The organism is Rhizobium sp. F40D2 (assembly GCF_051810745.2).
In the GTDB taxonomy this organism is placed as follows: domain Bacteria; phylum Pseudomonadota; class Alphaproteobacteria; order Rhizobiales; family Rhizobiaceae; genus Rhizobium.
In genome coordinates, this window is record NZ_JBPWQX020000005.1 from 22112 (window position 1) to 39209 (window position 17098).

Consider the following 17098-nt stretch of genomic DNA (forward strand, 5'->3'; position numbering starts at 1 on the left):
GATGTTCAACCTTCTGGCGCGGGCGCTACCGATACCGTCGATGCCGACCGTACGATCAAGAGCAAAGCCGGCATCACGGAAATAATTCCGACGACGACGATTGCAAATTGGAGTGCGTTGTCCGCTCCATGCATTCGTCCGGCGATGACCGGCACGAGAGTTGGCCCGGCGGCTATTCCGATGATCGCCGAAATCGTGATCGACAACGCGACCGTCGTTGCCCGCATATTGTTAGGGACGCGCTCCTGCATGGTAACGCGCCCGACAACAGAACCGCTCACCGATCCCGCAACCCAAAGGGAAAATGCGATGCCTACTTGAAGACTTGAAGAACTGAGGCCGATCGAGAGGGCGCCACACAGAGCAATCAGATAACTTCCCGCGATAAGCTTTGCACGTCTCGAGATACTGGAGCGTGGCGCGCTCCAATCGGACAGCATCCCCCCGCCGATAGAACCGATAATGCCTGCCATCGCGGTGGCAATACCAACGGTGGCGCCCGCTGCGATGGGTGTCGTAGCATAATGCCGCATGAGTAAGGTCGGGAGCCATGCCGCCATCCCGAAATCAGCCAGGCTCATCACCCCTTTTGCAAAGCAAAGGCGCAGTACAAGGCCGCGCTCTGCCATCAGATTGCGCCGCAAAAGGTGCAGGTCAGGCAGGGCGAGCCTATTGGCGCGAGCCGGTTCTGGAATGAGCAACAACAACGGCACAAACAGGAAGCCAGGAATTCCCATGACGAGCATCAGTTGGCGCCAGGGCGCCAGCGAAGCGATGATTGGCAAATCGGCCGTTGCACGCGACCCGAGATAGCTAAGCACCACGCCTCCCACGATCAATGCGATGCCGCTCCCGCTTGTCGAGCCAAGCGAGAATATCCCGAGAGCGGTACCGCGACGCGCTGCGGGGAAGCTATCGATAATGAGCGAGGAGGCCGCGGGTATGAGGGCCGCTTCACCGAACCCCAGGAATACCCGCGCGACGAAAAAGCTCCAGAAACCCTCAGAAACACCACAAGCTATCGTGGCGAAGGACCAGACAACCACGCCCCCGGCGATCAACCTTGGTCTGTTCAGCTTGTCTGCCAGCCTTCCGGCCGGCAGGGCCGCCAACGCAAATATAAGGGCAAAACCAGCGCCCTGAAGCAAACTAATTTCCACATCACTAAGCCCGAGCTCAGAGCGTATGGGATCTACGACCAGGTTGATGATAAAACGATCGATGAACGACAATATCAGGGTCAGGCATAGAACGGCGACCGTGTAGCTTCCCAGCAAAGGATGGAGTGCCCTCCGCTTTGGTGCCGATCGGTCGAGATCGTTCAGCCCGGTCCGCATCACCTCATCCGCCCCCTGTTCCAACAATGGTTGCCGCGCAATCAACCTACCAAAAATGTGGCCAAGGCTAAAATAGCAACGAGGTTTGCCAGTTTGGTTATCACCCGAAGATCCAATCCAAGGTCTGACTAACCTGACAAACTCGGACATCCCATGAGGGCCGCCGAGGTTGTCGTGTACTTCGGCGGGACTCCTGCAGTCGACTAAAGGTGAGAAAGTTTATCCGCGCCGCCTGGTATGGAAGTGCAGCAATGCGGCCGAGGTACTTCAATGAGTCTGGAGCGAGCACGCGAGCCAATCGCAACCGAACGGCAGCTTTCCGAGTAGGCAACTGGAAAGCGGGCCTTCTCTTGACGGCCCCAAACTCGTCAATTCCGGCCAGCCGAAGTTCTTGGCTCGCCTACGAACCTGTCACAGGGGAATCCGTATTAGGGTCGGAACAAGATTTGTTCCCCCAGACAGACGATGTTTATCAACCAAAGATAGCTACGGCAGATTTGATGGTGATGCCTCCGTTATGGCTGCGGCGCATCTGGCGGCCGATAGCAGCACGGAACACCTGCTGCAATTGTAGTGCAGGAGGCACGCGTGACCAGAGAGTTTTCGTCCTTTCCTTACCGCTTCGACTTTTTCGCACCACCTGGCCGGTAACGACGGGCTGCGACCATCGGAAGCAGATTTCGTGAAAATATAGACCGGCAAGTGCCGGGCTGATGTGATGAAAAACGCCCGCTATGGTCCGGCGGACCCGCGCATTGAATCCTTCGGCGGAATTGACGTGTACGGCATCCCGGACATATTCATGCCTGGAATGATTGACCGTCTCGTGCACGGCAAAGCTTTCCCCTACTGCATCTTGTTCGATATAGGACAGGCTGCTCAACAACCACTTGTCGAAGCCTTTGTTGCCAGAGAAAAAATGACTGTGGAACGATAGGTTTGAAGCTGCCGGAGTTCCCAAAAAAAGTCGATGGTGCTGTTTTGTAAGCCGCGCGATCGTTGGCTGGCCGAGCAGGAGGCATCCTCATGCTGCGGTCCCTCGACCGGAAAAAGCGCCTGCTGTGGCTAAAGGCCAAGGACATCCTCAGCTCGCCAGTTCTGTTCAAACAGGCCGACGTCGAGGATTTTCCATCATGCGTAAGTAGGCTGTCAGCAAGGTGGAAAGCTCGGTCGTCGGTTGCCGGCGTTTTTCAGGACGGAGCCGTAGTCTCCTGCGATCAAGGGCGTTCGCAAGCAAGCCTATCAAGGAAGCATGTCCATCGGCCGACAGGATGGACCGTCGCCAAAGCACGACCACAGCATCGTCATCCTCTATCAGCCAGTCATTCGGTCGCATCGCGACGCGCACGAAACATCGAATGCGTGCTGACGTGGACAGGCTGACGAGAGATGCCGCCGTATATTGGCTGCAAATGTCCGGAATGGCGAGCAGGCGTCGGATGAGGGAATTATTGAGGAGCGAACCGCTGATTGCCTCCAGCCTGCAGATATCGTGAAGGCACTGGTCCAGCAACCGTACCGATGGACTGACAGGAACCTTTGAAGCCCGTCGCAGATCGAACCCACAGGTGACACAGAAATGCTGTGGAACGAGCTCAACCTGGTTGAAAGCCGCGGATGCGACTGCGACAAGACGAGCATCGATCACGCAATCCACATCGGTGATGCGGGCAAGAGATCCTCGTCGACAAGCGCCATTGCCGGCGAAAATACGGTTGGGCATCCTCGGCCAGACATTGCGGGCAGAATTGCAGCCAAGCCGAACTGCGGCGGCGTCCATCATCGCGAAGGGGGAGCAGCAGGCGCTTCAGCGGCGATCCCTTCAGAGACATCGTGAAAAGTTGCGGCAGGGAGATACCGGTGTGCGCGCTGAGGATGTTGACGGCGTCGCTCTGGAAATTCATGTCGAGGGATGGAGACCACATCCCGGCGCTGAAGCCGAGCACACGACCAAATGGCCGAGGGGCAATGCCGTTCGCGAATGCGAGCCGATGCATCCAACTTGAGAGCAGCTCGCCGGGCTGAGGTCGGACGAAGACCGGCCATCGGTCCGAAACGACTTCATCGTATCGCGCGCGGATGGCGATCCTCGGCCCGCCGTCGAAGGTTGTCATAGCAGGCTCTCGCGCAGGGCGGCGTTGCGTCGCTGCGAGATCGGTACATAGCGGAGTTCATCGAGGCCGGCCCTGGTGACGCGTTCCGCGCCGGAGCTTATCGCGGCGATCACCGCCTTCGTGACGATGGCGACCGTCTCGCCGATCAATCCCTCCGACAGATTGAATATGCCTCGCGCCAACCGTTCGTCGGACAGATCCGAAACCTTTCTCAGAGGCAAGGCCGCTTCCAGGCTGTCAAGGAGCATCAGATACTCTTCGCCATATTGCCACCGCGGAACGGCGAGAAAGTCAAACCGGCTTGCCATCTCGCTGGTGGCATTGATGAAGTCGTAGATGGCCACCTCGCCGATCAGAACCGGGGAAATATCGTACTGGCGCCCGATCCGCCGCAGGAAGGCAAAGACAGCCTCGACGTCGCGCGTGCGTCCGCGTAGCGCATTGTGGAACTCGTCGAAAATCAGCATCCTCGGTTTGAGGGTCGCCAGCAGGTGATCGAGTTGCTCGGCCTTGCGCCCGACATTGTGAAAGTCGCTGCCAGGGGCTCGCAACCCTTGGAGAATGCTGCCGTAAAAGTGTCCGAGCCCGGCGCCCTCGCGCGTCTGGATGATCCATATTCGTTGTTCGGGCGAGTGCCTCAAATGTTCGACAGCGAACCGCTCGGCAATCATCGTCTTGCCATTGGCGTACGGTCCCACCAGCATCAGACCTTGCGTGCGCAACGATGGTGGTCGCGACAGCAAGTCCTCCAGCCGCCGATGAGCGTGTTGCGCCACCTGATGTCCGATCCATCGCGAAGCACGGACATAGGCGACCCGTTCTTCCAGGTCACGATCCAGATAGGAGCGTGCATGCTCGAGGAGGTGGTTCGCCATGCCTGGTCACCAATCTTCGACCGGTAGAGTGCGTTTCTGGCGGACAGGATGTTCGGCTGTCGCCGGCTCTTGTGGCCGGATCGCTGAATACGGCTTCACCGTCGCGGCGGCATGTGCACTGCGAACGGCGTCGCGTAATTGGCTCTTCGAAGGTTTTGCGGCCGACGCAATGCTGGCGATTTCCCGGCGAAACGCCACTTGTTCGACGCTTGAGCGCCGGTTTGCCGTGCGCCGACGGGCGCGCTCCGCCTCAAACTCCCACAGCGTCAGCGACGTCAGTCGACCATCGCGCCGCCCGACAGCCCGATACTGCCGGGTTTCCGGGTCTCGGACGTAGACATGGCTGATGTCGCGGGGATCGTATCGGATCTCTAGTTTTCCAAGCCGGTCCCGCTGCGGAACGAGGACGCCAAGCCATGGCGCATAATAGTGCAAGGCGAACATGCTGATGCCCTGCGGCGACAATTGTCTCTCCGTTCCTGGCAGAAACGACAACAACACATGTTGCGGGTCGTCCTCGAAGCGCGGCAAGTCCTCACCGTTCTGCCGCCATTCCGTGATCGGCACCTTCAGCGTCTTGGAATTTTCCTGTAGATTGTGATCGATGACCGCCAGAGCGACGCAACGCTCCAGATTGCCAAAACTCAGTCGGGCATGCTGACCGGCAGGATATCCGTCACGATCCGCCACCGATCGGCCGGACGAGCCCGGGTAGGTGGCGAGCACCGCGTTGAGCTTGCCCAGGAGGCGTTCGACCACGCCGCCCTGATGGACCCGACCGCGATCGCGGTAGCGGATCCGGATGCCAAAGTCATCGCAGCCGCGTTGGAACGCGTGCCCCTTGAATTCTTTTGCCGAGTCCGTGACGAGCACCCGTGGCCGACCGAACATCGGCCACGGGTGATCAAGGTTCCGTGCGGCGAGCCAGGCCTCTTTCGGGCACATAGCATGCGCGAGGCAAAGCGCGACAGACAGGACCGACGGCTTTTCCAGTGTCAGGCAGAAGCCGAGGATCGATCGTGTCGCAACGTCGGTGACAATCGTCAGATAGGGTCGACCGACGAACACCCCGCTTGTGTCGACGACCTCCACGAAATTGATATCGGCGGGCGTATGATCGATCTGACAGACGTCCAGCGGGTTCGTTGCGTGGATGTAACCCGGTCGAGGTTTCAGGCGCAGCAGGTGCTTTGGATTGGCCGATCGCTTCCTGGCGATTTCTTCGGGTCCGAACAATGCCGGAATACGCCGGGAGATAGAAACGTAGGACGGAATGGCTAAGCCGGCCTCTTCGCAGCGAGCGCGGATTTCGGCAACGACCGGCGCAAGAGGCGGCGCCTCCAATACCAGCCATTGCTCGCGCAACGTCGTGCCGATGATCGCCTCCACTTCGGCCGAAAGCCGCGAGCGCCGGGTTTCGGGGGTGCGCGGCAGCAATGCCGTTACCGTTCGCGCAGTGCGATAGCGTGCGAGCAGATTGTAGACTTGGCGGGTGGTCAGTCGTAATTCGGCCGCGGCCTGGGCGACGGCTTGCTGCTTCGAACCACCATCATCGAGAACCTTGTCCAGTTCGCGAGCCGCGCGGCGCGCCGCTGACCATTGCTCGTCCGTGATCGCGGCGGCCGTCCTGGGAGTTCCATCGCGCAATCGCTTTGGCAAACGGCGGCTCTCGCTGAAATCGTTAGCGGAAAATCGCCTTGTATTTATCGGCTAAACCTAACGGAGGTATGACATTTCCCGGATTGAAGTCGCAAAGTAAAAGCCACAGTTGGCATCGCGCTCGCTCGCCTGGACGAGCGAGTCTCGCGATCACCGGTCGGGCAGGGGTGGATCGAACGAACCCACTTCACGGATGCGTGCGCCTCGCTGTGGATCGACGGCGAACTGGTGCATCTCGAGGACCTCGTCTTGCACGATGCCACGAAAGATATTCGCACACCGAGCCATGAGCTGACAATCGCGCGCGACGTGCTGCGCACCCGCCGCCGCATTGCGGCGCAGCCGCCGGGATGGGCGCTGTCGGCCGACGGCGTCCGCACTCTCAGAAAGACCGCGGAGATCACGTCGTCTGACACGGAAGAGGGGCAGACGATCGGTGCCATCGGGCGCGCGGCCGCGATCGATCCGGACGGGGAGGGGGACGACGGTGCCGACATCGGAAATCTCCCCGGCGTCGACTATGCCGCCATCGATGCGGTGCTCGCCCGATCAGAGGCGGCGATCGAGAATGCGACGCGGCCTGGCCGTGGTGGCGCGGCGGAAAGAGATCCAATGATCTACGACCTCGACTGGGACGAGGATGCGCGGCTCGACGAATGGCGCAGCGTGGTGCGCCAGGTCGAAAATTTGCCGGCGGTGCTGCAGGCTACTGTCGCCATCGATGCCTGGAACGAGCTTTCAGTCCTCCAGCATGCACCCTGGCTTGGGCGGCTATTGGCCGCCTCGATCCTGCGCCACTCCGGCGTCACCACCGGCGCGCATCTCGCCACCATCAACCTCGGACTGAAAACCATTCCCGTTGATCGGCGCCGGCATCGTGATCGGGAAACGCGGCTATCGGCGATCGCCCACGGGCTGATCGCGGCCGCCGAGATCGGGCTGAAGGAGCATGACCGGCTGACTCTGGCGAAAACAATGATGGACCGAAAACTGGACGGACGGCGAGCCTCCTCGAAATTGCCGGAGCTGGTGGAGCTGGTGATGGCAAGGCCGCTGGTGTCGGCCGGGATGGTGGCGAAGGCGCTGGACGTCACGCCGCAGGCGGCGCGGCGGATTGTTTTGGAACTCGGCCTGCGCGAGATGACGGGGAGGGGGAGGTTTCGGGCATGGGGGATTGTATAGCCGCCTGGTCCCTAGGGTGGAGGAAGATTCCCGAAGTCTTTGCTCGCTTCAAGTGCCACCCATGTGGTCTTGCCGCGTGACGGAGACAGCTCCTCTAACCGTAGGGGTAGGGTCTGGGCGAGGGGAAAAATTGCTCTAATCGGGAGGTCGCGTGGATAAACCTTGCCAGATGTCGGGTTTTTGCATATACACATTGTCGGGTTTTTGTAACAACGAGGTTGACTGTGAGCCAGCCGAAGACGTTGAAAAAGCGAATTGAAAATCGCGTCGCCAGGACTAAGAAGACCGACGTCTTCTTGCCTCGCGATTTTGCCGATCTGAGTGGCGAGGATCAGGTTCTTCGCGCTTTGCGGTCGCTTGTCAAGGACGGCAGCCTGATGCGCCTCGGCTATGGCGTCTATGCCCGCGCGATGCGGTCTCGGATATCGGGCCGGCCGATTATTTCGAGCTCGAACGGTTTCCATAGTGCGGCGCTTCAAGCCCTTACCAAACTGGGTGTCGCCTGGGAGCAGAGCGACAGCACCAAGGCTTACAACGAAGGCCGCTCGACGCAGATTCCGGTCAATCCGACGGTCAAGGTCAAGACGCGTTTTAACCGGCGACTCTCTGACGGCCGCACGGAGCTTCGCGTTGAAAGGTAAGCCCGATCGTCAGACGCTTCTCGAAGTGCAGGAGTATTTCGGACTTCCGTCAGCGGCGTTGGTCGAGAAGGACTGGTTTGTCGTTCAAGCGTTGGCAGCGATTCACGATGTCGAGGTCGATGGTCTCACTCTTGCATTCGGCGGTGGGACTGCGCTCGGTCGCGCCTACCGCCTGCTCGAGCGCATGTCGGAAGACATCGACCTCCGCATCGTTGGCAAAAAATCCACCTCGCGGAGCGTGCTGAAGCGCCTTCGGAGCGAGGTGAATGACCGGCTGGCCGCAGCTGGTTTCGCTGTCGACGGCCACTACGAGGTGAAGCAAAACGACAAATACGTTCGATACGACTTGCCGTATGAGCCGATTGCGAGAGGCGAAGGCGTCTTGCGTCCGGAGATCAAGATCGAACTTTCGTCGTTCCCGGTCGCGGCAGCCCCGGAAACGCGCTCGGTGTCATCGTTCGTAGCGGAGGCAAAGAAGGAGAGGCCGGAAGCCATCGACGTTAAATGTGTGAGGCTGGTGGAACCCGCGGCAGACAAGTTCGTCGCTCTGGCGCGTCGCGCCGGCTTCGCCTTTTCCGGTCTTGGCGAGCTTGACCACACGCTCGTCCGACACGTCTACGATCTATCGCGGATGGATGGTAAATACGATCTGGATGCAGCCGTCACGATCGCGCTCGAGACGATGAAGGCGGAAGCCGCGACGCGCGCGGGCGACTATCCTGCTTACAAGGATGATCCCAGGGACGAGACACTGCGCACGTACGAGATCATGGCCAGCCATACGGAATTTGCAGCAGGCTATTCGAAATTACTTGGTGATCTTGTCTACGGCGATAGGCCGGAGTTCAAAGTCGCCTTCGAGGCGACGCAGCAGTTCGCTGAGCGACTTCGCAAGGCCTAACTTGATGCGGTTGGAAATTTGATTAATTTCCGACAGCTTATCGAACCTCAGGTGCGGGTTTGCCGTTCGATTCCTGTCAAGGCGAAGGGCCGTAGGGTCTCGGCATTTCACTAATCGGCGGCAATCCGGCCGTGGGGATGCCGTTAAGTAATGCGTTCTGAAGCTCGAGTTCCAGTACCCTGAACCGCTTGCTGTCCGTTCACGGAGACGGGCCATCAAATCGATCATCTGTCAAATAGAGGCCAAGGCGCCCGGTCTGTGCGACAAATTGTCGGCCCCCGCCGGCGGCCTTCAGCCCCGAAATTCGCTTTCGTTCATGTCACGTTCGTCGTAGTTGAGGTCCCAATCCTTGGCATCTCCATCTTTGCCCGGGGTCTTCGTATTGACGGTCGCGTCGTCCGAATGGGTGATAACACGCGGCTTGGCGCTGCTCACGCCGTTGTTGGATCCTCCGGCATGATTGCTTTCCGACTGTCCTCTGGCGTCGCGCTCGATTTCTGCCTTCGACGGCTTTTTACTTTTTTCCATGTCGCTAACGTTCCTTAGTTGTCGATGTGTGAGTGTCTGATGCCCGGTCTGCTTCTTTCATGGCCCGGTCCAATCCTTTCGCCACCGCCTTGGCCAGATCGTTGCGGTGACGATCGGCGGCGGGGCTGTCTATCGAGCGGGCATCATCTGTCTCGGCCGGGATGGCGTCCGGCGGCGTTTCGCGTTTCGTCATTGTCGACTTCCTTCCTCGGTCATCCTAACCGACCCCAGGCGGGATTCCATTCAACGCCTTCGACAAGCTCGACGAAGACGAGTTCGCTGCTATCGGTCTTATGAGAATCTGCCAGTTTGAAGGCCGCTTCCGGCTCCATCTCCTCGCCCGGAAAGATCGTATCGTCCGTGTCTGTGTCCGCGACCTTGCGCACATATCCGCGAATCTGATCGGCGGAATGATAGAATTTGATCACCAGCGATCCAGTAGGCGCGACGCCGGAAGAGTACCGCCGATAGTCAGGACGTTCCTCGGTTGCGCCGACATCACCAGCTCTATGCCAATGCGCGAGGTCCTGACCGTCCGGACGCCCCTCGTCTTCCCAGATTTGGTATGCCCGCAATCTCCGTGTGTCGTCGTCAATCACGGTTCTTGCTTGCTGTTCGATGACCTTCAGGACGACTTTGCCGCGGATGTGCTTTTCCTTGAGGGCGGACTGGGCTTCTGCGACTTGGCGTAGCCCGAAGGTGCTGGCAACGAGGACCTTCACCTTGCCTTGATCGATCAGCGCCGCGATCTCCTGTAATTGAGCGCCATTCGGCTGAGCGGTGTATCGTCCCGCGCGAAGGTTCAGTTTCTTGGCTCGTGCCTTGTCCGGCTCCTGGAGCGTCGAGATCAGCGCTCCTCCTGGCTTGACGACGCTGAAGCTACGCTCCTGTGTCTCGCCGCCGATCAGGTCGAACACCAGGTCTACAGGCGCAATCACGTCTTCGAACTTTTCCGCCTTGTAATCGATCACCTGGTCAGCGCCGAGATCGGTCACGAAGTCCTTGTCGGACGAGGACACGGTCGTTGCGACCCAGGCACCCTTCGCCTTGGCGAACTGAATGGCCAAATGACCGACGCCACCGGCACCACCATGAACAAGAACGCGTTGGCCTGATTGGAGAGCGCCATGCTCGAACAGGCCCTGCCACGCGGTGATACCAGCGAGCGGTGCGGCGGCTGCGCCGACCGCGTCCAGTGATTTTGGCTTGGCAGCGATCTCGTCAGTCCGCGCCAGAACGTACTCCTCGTAGCCGCCATGTTCCGGGGCCAGGAATGCAAAGACCTCGTCGCCGACCAGGAAGCTGGCAACGTCGGAACCGGCGGCAGCAATCTCGCCGCTGACATCTCGGCCAAGCACATAGGGAAGATCCTTTTCGGTGACGACGGGATATTTGCCCTCGCGCATCTTCGCGTCGACCGGATTGACGCTTGCAGCAAAGACCTTGATGACGACCTCGTCGGCGGCAGGCGTTGGTCGATCAATTTCCTCGATTGCCATAACTTCCGGACCGCCGAAGCGGTGGATACGGACAGCTTGCATGATCGGTTTCCTTTGAGAGCTGGAGAGTAAATTTTGAAAAGTACACCGCCGCCCAATGCAGTCGTTCATCTTTCGGCGCGGATCGCTTAGCGGTGACCGGATTATTGGCTGCTATGCCGCTCGGATGATAAGCGTTTCGGCTCCTTGCCGAAGTCCTTGCGCAACTCGACCTTGGCCCTGTCGAGCGTCGCCAACCTCGACTTCGACAGTGGCTTGCCGGCGCGATTAATATGGAAATCCAGCATCGACATGGCGGACTGGAAAGGACTGGCCTTGCGGCGGTCGCTCTGTTCGGCCGATGTCTGCAGCGAGTCGGCGATCTTCTTGGCACTGCGCCGCTTGAAGACGCCGCCTTTCAGATCCATCGCATCGGGTCGGTCACATCCTGCGACCATTTCTGTTTGGATTTATTCTTCGGCATGAGCGTTCCTCCATAGAACGGCGCCACTGACGTGATGTCCTGTCTTATGAATGATGCGCGTGGTGCTCGTTGCGCTTGCGAGTGGCTGCAGCTTTTTTCGCTGAAGCCGAGCGTTCTTCCTTGGTGCGCGACGCGGCGCCTACGCCGCCCTTGCGTCCGCCCTTTTTGGAGGAGGCGTGGTTTTCGGCATGGCCGCGGCCAGAGCCTGACTTCTTGCCACCGCCACTTTCCTTGTTGACGGTGGCCCAGGCCCGGCGTTCGGCTTCCTTCGCGGAAACCCCACGATCCTCGTAGCCTTCCTCGATATGCTCGGCCTTGCGTTTCTGCTTGTCGGTATAGGCGGATTTGTCACCCTGTGGCATGGAACATCTCCTCTTGCTTGGATGAAGCAAGGAAAACGACGTCTCGCCGCCAATGTTCCTCGACCGGGCGCCCCAGACGTCGGCTTCTGTCGGAAATCGTCAGTTGCGTGCGGTTCCGTACAACGACCATCCCTAAGGAACGACTCATTCGGCGTAGCAAAGACCAAGCATAGTCTCAGGGAGCCGGAAAATCACTATTGGCTCGCCTTCGCCGCTGAGCTGCCCGTTGGCTATGCGAAGCTTAAATGTCCGCCCTGAACGAAAATGCTTCCACAATCGGATCTCGCCCAGCTCCAAAAGATCTACGTGTTACGGGACTTCCTTGCCCAACGTCTGGGCGCGCCGCTCTCGAAGGCGTCGCTTGAACGAGCCGCTTCGCTTCGGACGAGCGCGATCTGGCTCGCGGTGCTCCGTGAAAATCAGCGGGCGATCCGATTCTATCTCAGGCATGATTTCGAGCGCCTCGGACTAGCCACTTTCACAATTGGTGCGCAGACATTTGACTGCGCGTGAGGACGCGGCGAGAAGGAGGATATGTGGGGTACTGAAACCGCCCTATCTTCCCGACGGAGTGGCCTCCACGCGCGCTCCTCAGAGGGGTTCCTCTAGATGGCGCGTGCACACGAGCAGCGCATACCTAGTGCCTCAGATTCGCCTCGGCGCCCTCATTCCGGCCATTGAATCCAGTTCCATGTTTTCCAAAATCGGCCCTTCGATGGCCGGCTTCACTGAGAGACGCGACGCACCCGGTCGCACTCAAGGCATGCAGAGCCGCATTGCGCCGTGAAATCGAAGCAGAGACCGCGCGGGCCCTCTCCTCGCACCGCTATGTCGCGGCTCTCGTTTGAGGCGGCTCCCGTTGTCGCGAGACATTTCAGCAGAACCGGTTCAACAACGAGTTGTTGCCAAACCTTCCTCCGCGTCGCAGCTTCGTACAGGCGGTAAAAACCATGCGCCTGTGATTGGTGACGTGTAACGATGCCTCCTGCAGGAAGTGAACTCGGGAACGACGGTACAACAACGACGGCATCAGGCTGAACTCACAGGGCTGAGCCCTGTACGATACAGGACCCAGCCCATGGATTTTCCCCGTTGGTGAACCGCCAGCTTTAAGGAAACAGCTCATCCGGCAGGGTGTTCATGAAGACGCCGCTCAATTGTTATGGGCCGCACAGGCTTCATCCATCGGGGTGGCGTTGCTCGTGCCGCCCTGTGTCTGAAGGTTGGCAGAGTTATTGACCGGATTGGGGCACTTGGACTTGTCCATCGTTGTGCCGCTAGTCGTGGAATTCGTGGTGGTTGAATCCGTTGCCATTGGCTTTTTGGCCTTGGTGTCGGTGGTTGCGCCACCACCCTGATCGGCTTGGTTCTTGTCGATCGTCGCGCCGGCCGGCGCCGGGTTGGACTGGGCGAAGGCGGATGTGGACATGCCGATAGCCAAGAGCGAAGCTGCTACGAGTTTCATGCGCATTTTAAGTCCTCCTTGGGGTCTTTGCGTGCTTGACCCACTCAGAACCTCGTTCTTGGATCATTGTTCCGCTGCCGCCGACAAATGCACTGCCGCGTTCGAGAGGCATCGCGCGGTCAACAATCGAGGGCTCTAGCAGGGATAGGCAGGCAAGGATTCAGCGATCGGGATGACCTAGGCCGGAGATATCGACTCGAACTCCGGATGGTTCCATCTGATCAAAGCCTCCGCGCCGACGAGACGCCTGCTTCCGAAATCGATCTGCGGCTGGAACTGCAGGAACAACAGCCGGTTCTGAAGAAGTATTTTCCGCTCCAGCCGGCGCGACCGCGCTTCGCGAACGGCGGTAGAAGGATCGAAAGACGACCACCGTTAAGTCGGCGACTTTTCGCGAAGGGTCGCCGGAAACCTGCTCTAAACTTTAGACCGGACCGGTGACTGCAATCACCCGGTTGGGTGAGTGATGTTGCCCGATATGCAGCATGCGGTTCCATGGAGAAAATCCCCATTGCTCGTCCATGGAAAGGCGATAACGGATTGAGGCGGCGCCTTCGAATTGGAGCACCGGTTACCGCGCAACAGGTTCTCGCAACTGCACCCATCAGACCGAGGTCCTAGCGTTGGAACGCCGTTCGCACCGGGGCATTTACCTTGTCAGACTCATGAGCAGGAGGCATCGATGCCGACGGAAATCTGGCTTACGCCTATCGAGGTCGCGGTCGGGGGCGGTGATCACTTCAAAAGCGTCAAAAACAGCCGCGAGGCCCTTGCGACCCTCATGACCTGTTGGCCCGAAAAAGGCGGGAAATCTTTCGCAATTGCAAAACGTGCCTGCATGAAGTCGCTCAGCGGAGAAGCGGAGCATGCCGCGGCGGCACGCGCTTTTTTGGAAGCGGCGATCGAAGCGGGTATCCTCCGCCCTTAAAGACTGCGTAAAGTGCGCTCGTTAGTTACGCAGCCGTTTGATCTGGAACGCCTCGCGAGAGGGCGGAATTGGAGAAAAGCTTCGTCTCGCGATACGCGCCACCGGCAAGCTTCGAGGCGTACCAAATGGCAGTCGAAGCGCGCACACTCTTCGAGCGCATCCGTTCACTCGAATCTGGTGCGGAACGCGACGAGACCTGCTCCTAGATCGTGTCCCATGGAGTGGTGTAGCTGGGTTTCATAGCCATCGGTGATTTCCGGTAGGGTCGGGTTGCTTAGAGCCAACCTGAAGGACACCACCGATGACCGACGACATGATGAACCTGCGCTCACTCGTTGAGAAGAGCGCTGATGCCGATTTGCTGCGCGAGATGATCGGCTTTGCTGCCGAGAAGCTGATGGCGCTGGAGGTCGGCACGAAGACCGGCGCGGACTATGGCGAGAAGAATGGCTTCCGACTGGCCCAGCGTAACGGCTATCGCGACCGGGATTGGGAGACACGGGCGGGCACCGTCGAGCTGCGCATTCCCAAGCTTCGCACAGGCAGCTATTTCCCGAGCTTCCTCGAACCACGCAGGATGGCCGAGAAGGCCCTGACGGCGGTCATCCAAGAGGCCTATATCCAGGGCGTTTCGACCCGATCTGTCGATGACCTCGTCAAGGCCATGGGCATGAGCGGTATCTCCAAAAGCCAGGTATCCCGGCTGTGCGAGGAGATCGATGAGAAGGTGAAGGTCTTCCTCGACAGGCCAATCGAAGGTGAATGGCCCTATCTGTGGATCGATGCGACCTACCTCAAGGTTCGTCGCGGCGGGCGCATCGTCTCTGTCGCCGTCATCATCGCGGTGGGCGTCAACACCGACGGCCGGCGCGAGGTGCTCGGCATGGAGATCGGCACGTCCGAGGCCGAGGCGATCTGGACGGAATTCCTGCGCAAGCTGACCAGGCGGGGTTTGCGCGGCGTAAAGCTCGTCGTCTCCGATGCCCATGAGGGTATCAAGGCAGCCGTATCGAAAGTGCTCTGCGCCACCTGGCAGCGCTGCCGTGTCCACTTCATGCGCAATGCCTTGGCCCATGCCGGAAAGAGCGGACGGCGCGTCGTCTCCGCCTTCATCGCCACGGCCTTCGCTCAGGACACGTCGGAAGCGGCAAGCACTCAGTGGCGCAGCGTCGCCGACCAGATCAGACCAAAGGTACCGAAGCTCGCCAGTCTCATGGACAGCGCCGAGCAGGACGTGCTTGCCTACATGACCTTTCCCAAGCAGCATTGGGCCAAACTTCACTCGACCAACCCGATCGAGAGATTGAACGGCGAGATCAAGCGCCGCACAGAGGTCGTCGGCATCTTCCCCAACGACGACGCCATCGTGCGCCTCGTCGGTGCACTGCTGCTCGAACAGAATGATGAATGGGCCGTCCAGCGATCCCGCTACATGACCCTTGAGACAATCGCCACAATGAGCGATGATCCACTTATCAGCCTGCCAGCAGCAGGCTGACACTCATCCGCCCCTCTGGGATGAGCCGTGGTCGTCTAAGCTACACCACGTCCTGGGACACGATCTGCTCCTAAATCGAGCAGTACGTCATCCGCGCAATAGAGGACGCTTCCGACACCTGCTCGCCGAAGTCGGATGAGCCGTCATACGCTAGCGGAAGTGGAACGACTTCCGCAAGGCGCAATGCGGATCGGATGCTATCGGAGCGATTCCATCTCAAACGTTCAGCGGCCATCTTTTGAGGCCAAACGGCCCCTTGTCTCAGCAGCAAAGGTTGCCGACAGCATGCGCCGTGCATCATGGTTTTCAGGCGGGAAGCTCTTGGGCGAGGGCTCGCCCGGCCAGACGCGTGCTCTCGATTGCATGAAAAACCAACCATCGGAAACGTGGTGGCGTCAAATTCGTCTCGGATCGTGGGTGATCCCGTCGTTCAAATGCGCCTGCTTGGGTCACCCTCTGGCGCTTGCGTCCCATCGCCATCTGACCAGCGTTCTAGGCTCTGCGAGCAAGTCGACCGCGGACGCGACAGGTCAACGCGGTCGTCCGCTTTCGGTCGCGTGTCGGCTTGGTGCCCGCAATCGATACCTCGGCCTCAGATAATTGGGAACAGAAGAGTGATCTTGATGTTCGGGGGCCGCAACGTAAACTACGAAGGAAATAAGAAAATGAATACCAAGCTCATCTGCGCGTCTCTGCTTGCGGCTGGTATGGCCACGAGCGCTTTTGCCCAGTCCAGCACAGGAGCTGGAACCACGATGGAACCCAATGCCGTCGGTACCGATGGTGGTGCTAATGTCCAGACAATGCAGCCTATGGCTTCCGATCCAACCTCAACCGGCAGCACGATGAACGGATCAACGGGTTCGACCATGCCAGGCGGTTGCAGCGGCGGTAGTGATCCCGCAAGCTCCACCGCGTCGGGCTCGGTCCAGACCCAGGGCGGTCTGAGCGACGCGACCCCTCAGGGTCAAGCGTGCGCCCAGTAAGCTGACAGTCCTCTCGACGAGAAGAAGGGCGGCGGGGCATGGCCCATGGAATCCCCCGCCGCCGCTTCACGCGGATGATGTGGTTATCGGATATGCGGGCACGACCTCCTGCGCCATGAACCGCAGGAATCCATGTTGATCCCTCGAGTGGGCGCGGCGGCACAAAAAATCCCGGTGAACACTGGCGGTCACAGAAATGGATCGAGACGCGACCTGGCAACGCACTTTTCGTGCCGCCGCCGTCAATCACATGAACGCCTATCTGGACGCGCTGGAACGCTTCTTGCTTTCGCTTTGCGCGCCGCGGATCAAAAAGAAGCCCCGCCGAAACGGGGCAATTGGGAACGGACGGATCGCACAGGAAGGAAGGGTTGGCGTACGGCCCCGTCACAAGAGGGGGCACCTGTGCGATCCTTGTCGTCAAACGATAGATATTCAGAAAGGTTCCTGTGCGATTCAGGGACGCCAGTCGCACCAGTCATTTCAGCCGCTTCGCTCACAAGCCGTGAAAAGCGCCCTACGCCTTAAGGATTGCTGTCGGCTCCTTGTTTCATTCGAATAAAAGCCCATCTCGATGGAGTAAGCGTCGTCTGGAAAACAAATGGCTTACGAGCGGGATATGGCTATCGTCTTCGATAGCGTGACAAAAGCGGTGATCGT

General features: G+C 59.4%; 16 protein-coding genes and 5 pseudogenes. 9 read left to right on the plus strand and 12 right to left on the minus strand.

The genetic code is table 11. From position 1 onward, the window contains the following. Nucleotides 1–5: 5 nt before the first annotated feature. The 5 genes and pseudogenes from ACS4RS_RS32910 to ACS4RS_RS32930 all read right to left on the minus strand — a co-directional run bounded on the left by ACS4RS_RS32910 (nucleotide 6) and on the right by ACS4RS_RS32930 (nucleotide 5985). Nucleotides 6–1487 (minus strand): MFS transporter, encoded by a 1482-nt coding sequence (locus ACS4RS_RS32910; RefSeq protein ID WP_439013790.1) that lies wholly within the window; start codon nucleotides 1485–1487, stop codon nucleotides 6–8. Nucleotides 1488–1809: 322 nt separating this feature from the next. Further along, a pseudogene (locus ACS4RS_RS32915) lies at nucleotides 1810–2190 on the minus strand (transposase); the annotation flags it as partial. Between the two features lie 742 nt (nucleotides 2191–2932). After that, nucleotides 2933–3451 (minus strand): TniQ family protein, encoded by a 519-nt coding sequence (locus ACS4RS_RS32920; protein ID WP_449314152.1) that lies wholly within the window; start codon nucleotides 3449–3451, stop codon nucleotides 2933–2935. Then, the gene (locus tag ACS4RS_RS32925; RefSeq protein ID WP_439013788.1) at nucleotides 3448–4326 is read right to left on the minus strand and encodes a TniB family NTP-binding protein; all 879 of its coding nucleotides are present in this window, start codon (nucleotides 4324–4326) and stop codon (nucleotides 3448–3450) included. Before ACS4RS_RS32925 ends, ACS4RS_RS32920 begins: the two co-directional genes overlap by 4 nt. A gap of 6 nt (nucleotides 4327–4332) precedes the next feature. Next, a complete protein-coding gene (locus ACS4RS_RS32930; RefSeq protein ID WP_439013787.1) occupies nucleotides 4333–5985 on the minus strand; it encodes a transposase in 1653 nt (550 codons plus the stop codon). A 111-nt stretch (nucleotides 5986–6096) separates the two neighbouring features. Here ACS4RS_RS32930 and ACS4RS_RS32935 point away from each other — a divergent pair. From ACS4RS_RS32935 to ACS4RS_RS32945, 3 genes and pseudogenes are all read left to right on the plus strand, one after another. Beyond that, nucleotides 6097–7167: pseudogene (locus ACS4RS_RS32935) on the plus strand (RHE_PE00001 family protein); the annotation flags it as partial. Between the two features lie 224 nt (nucleotides 7168–7391). Further along, nucleotides 7392–7808 carry a DUF6088 family protein gene (locus ACS4RS_RS32940; RefSeq protein WP_245459841.1) on the plus strand — a complete coding sequence of 139 codons (417 nt, stop codon included), beginning with the start codon at nucleotides 7392–7394 and terminating at the stop codon, nucleotides 7806–7808. Then, entirely contained in the window at nucleotides 7798–8709 is a 912-nt protein-coding gene (locus ACS4RS_RS32945; protein ID WP_439013786.1) for a nucleotidyl transferase AbiEii/AbiGii toxin family protein, read from the plus strand. The genes ACS4RS_RS32940 and ACS4RS_RS32945 overlap by 11 nt, the downstream gene beginning before the upstream one ends. A 291-nt stretch (nucleotides 8710–9000) precedes the next feature. Here the strand turns inward: ACS4RS_RS32945 and ACS4RS_RS32950 are convergent, their stop codons facing one another. The 5 genes and pseudogenes from ACS4RS_RS32950 to ACS4RS_RS32970 form a co-directional block, all read right to left on the minus strand. Next, a complete protein-coding gene (locus ACS4RS_RS32950) occupies nucleotides 9001–9237 on the minus strand; it encodes a hypothetical protein (protein WP_221964783.1) in 237 nt (78 codons plus the stop codon). A 4-nt stretch (nucleotides 9238–9241) separates the two neighbouring features. Further along, nucleotides 9242–9430 carry a hypothetical protein gene (locus ACS4RS_RS32955; RefSeq protein ID WP_439013785.1) on the minus strand — a complete coding sequence of 63 codons (189 nt, stop codon included), beginning with the start codon at nucleotides 9428–9430 and terminating at the stop codon, nucleotides 9242–9244. A 19-nt stretch (nucleotides 9431–9449) separates the two neighbouring features. Beyond that, entirely contained in the window at nucleotides 9450–10847 is a 1398-nt protein-coding gene (locus tag ACS4RS_RS32960; protein WP_439013784.1) for a zinc-binding dehydrogenase, read from the minus strand. Nucleotides 10848–10879: 32 nt separating this feature from the next. Then, nucleotides 10880–11199, minus strand: a pseudogene (locus ACS4RS_RS32965) (DUF3175 domain-containing protein). Between the two features lie 44 nt (nucleotides 11200–11243). Continuing rightward, the gene (locus ACS4RS_RS32970) at nucleotides 11244–11561 is read right to left on the minus strand and encodes a plasmid stabilization protein (protein WP_439013783.1); all 318 of its coding nucleotides are present in this window, start codon (nucleotides 11559–11561) and stop codon (nucleotides 11244–11246) included. A gap of 264 nt (nucleotides 11562–11825) precedes the next feature. Between ACS4RS_RS32970 and ACS4RS_RS32975 the strand changes: the two genes are divergently transcribed. Together ACS4RS_RS32975 and ACS4RS_RS32980 are read left to right on the plus strand one after the other, a co-directional pair. After that, entirely contained in the window at nucleotides 11826–12074 is a 249-nt protein-coding gene (locus tag ACS4RS_RS32975; RefSeq protein WP_439013782.1) for a GNAT family N-acetyltransferase, read from the plus strand. 203 nt (nucleotides 12075–12277) lie between these two features. Further along, nucleotides 12278–12376, plus strand: a pseudogene (locus ACS4RS_RS32980) (DUF982 domain-containing protein); the annotation flags it as partial. Nucleotides 12377–12714: 338 nt separating this feature from the next. Here the strand turns inward: ACS4RS_RS32980 and ACS4RS_RS32985 are convergent. Both ACS4RS_RS32985 and ACS4RS_RS32990 read right to left on the minus strand, forming a co-directional pair. Then, nucleotides 12715–13032: a hypothetical protein gene (locus ACS4RS_RS32985; RefSeq protein ID WP_439013781.1), complete on the minus strand. Its 318-nt coding sequence runs from the start codon at nucleotides 13030–13032 to the stop codon at nucleotides 12715–12717. 171 nt (nucleotides 13033–13203) lie between these two features. Beyond that, entirely contained in the window at nucleotides 13204–13314 is a 111-nt protein-coding gene (locus ACS4RS_RS32990) for an EAL domain-containing protein (protein ID WP_449314153.1), read from the minus strand. Nucleotides 13315–13708: 394 nt separating this feature from the next. Here ACS4RS_RS32990 and ACS4RS_RS32995 point away from each other — a divergent pair, with 394 nt between their 5' ends. The 4 genes and pseudogenes from ACS4RS_RS32995 to ACS4RS_RS33010 all read left to right on the plus strand — a co-directional run. Continuing rightward, complete coding sequence (locus tag ACS4RS_RS32995) at nucleotides 13709–13954, plus strand: DUF982 domain-containing protein (RefSeq protein WP_439013780.1); 246 nt, start codon at nucleotides 13709–13711, stop codon at nucleotides 13952–13954. A gap of 301 nt (nucleotides 13955–14255) precedes the next feature. Continuing rightward, the gene (locus ACS4RS_RS33000) at nucleotides 14256–15452 is read left to right on the plus strand and encodes an IS256 family transposase (RefSeq protein ID WP_128409364.1); all 1197 of its coding nucleotides are present in this window, start codon (nucleotides 14256–14258) and stop codon (nucleotides 15450–15452) included. A gap of 665 nt (nucleotides 15453–16117) precedes the next feature. Continuing rightward, a complete protein-coding gene (locus ACS4RS_RS33005) occupies nucleotides 16118–16438 on the plus strand; it encodes a hypothetical protein (protein ID WP_439013810.1) in 321 nt (106 codons plus the stop codon). Nucleotides 16439–16584: 146 nt separating this feature from the next. Further along, nucleotides 16585–16724: pseudogene (locus ACS4RS_RS33010) on the plus strand (Fic family protein); the annotation flags it as partial. Nucleotides 16725–17098: the final 374 nt, after the last annotated feature.

Excerpts from the sequence above, each read along its gene's own strand:
- ACS4RS_RS32910 (WP_439013790.1), bottom strand. The coding sequence starts at position 1,487 with ATGTCCGAGTTTGTCAGGTTAGTCAGACCTTGGATTGGATCTTCGGGT.
- ACS4RS_RS32920 (WP_449314152.1), bottom strand. The coding sequence starts at position 3,451 with ATGACAACCTTCGACGGCGGGCCGAGGATCGCCATCCGCGCGCGATAC.
- ACS4RS_RS32925 (WP_439013788.1), bottom strand. The coding sequence starts at position 4,326 with ATGGCGAACCACCTCCTCGAGCATGCACGCTCCTATCTGGATCGTGAC.
- ACS4RS_RS32950 (WP_221964783.1), bottom strand. The coding sequence starts at position 9,237 with ATGGAAAAAAGTAAAAAGCCGTCGAAGGCAGAAATCGAGCGCGACGCC.
- ACS4RS_RS32955 (WP_439013785.1), bottom strand. The coding sequence starts at position 9,430 with ATGACGAAACGCGAAACGCCGCCGGACGCCATCCCGGCCGAGACAGAT.
- ACS4RS_RS32960 (WP_439013784.1), bottom strand. The coding sequence starts at position 10,847 with ATGAACGACTGCATTGGGCGGCGGTGTACTTTTCAAAATTTACTCTCC.
- ACS4RS_RS32970 (WP_439013783.1), bottom strand. The coding sequence starts at position 11,561 with ATGCCACAGGGTGACAAATCCGCCTATACCGACAAGCAGAAACGCAAG.
- ACS4RS_RS32975 (WP_439013782.1), top strand. The coding sequence starts at position 11,826 with ATGCTTCCACAATCGGATCTCGCCCAGCTCCAAAAGATCTACGTGTTA.
- ACS4RS_RS32985 (WP_439013781.1), bottom strand. The coding sequence starts at position 13,032 with ATGCGCATGAAACTCGTAGCAGCTTCGCTCTTGGCTATCGGCATGTCC.
- ACS4RS_RS32995 (WP_439013780.1), top strand. The coding sequence starts at position 13,709 with ATGCCGACGGAAATCTGGCTTACGCCTATCGAGGTCGCGGTCGGGGGC.
- ACS4RS_RS33000 (WP_128409364.1), top strand. The coding sequence starts at position 14,256 with ATGACCGACGACATGATGAACCTGCGCTCACTCGTTGAGAAGAGCGCT.
- ACS4RS_RS33005 (WP_439013810.1), top strand. The coding sequence starts at position 16,118 with ATGAATACCAAGCTCATCTGCGCGTCTCTGCTTGCGGCTGGTATGGCC.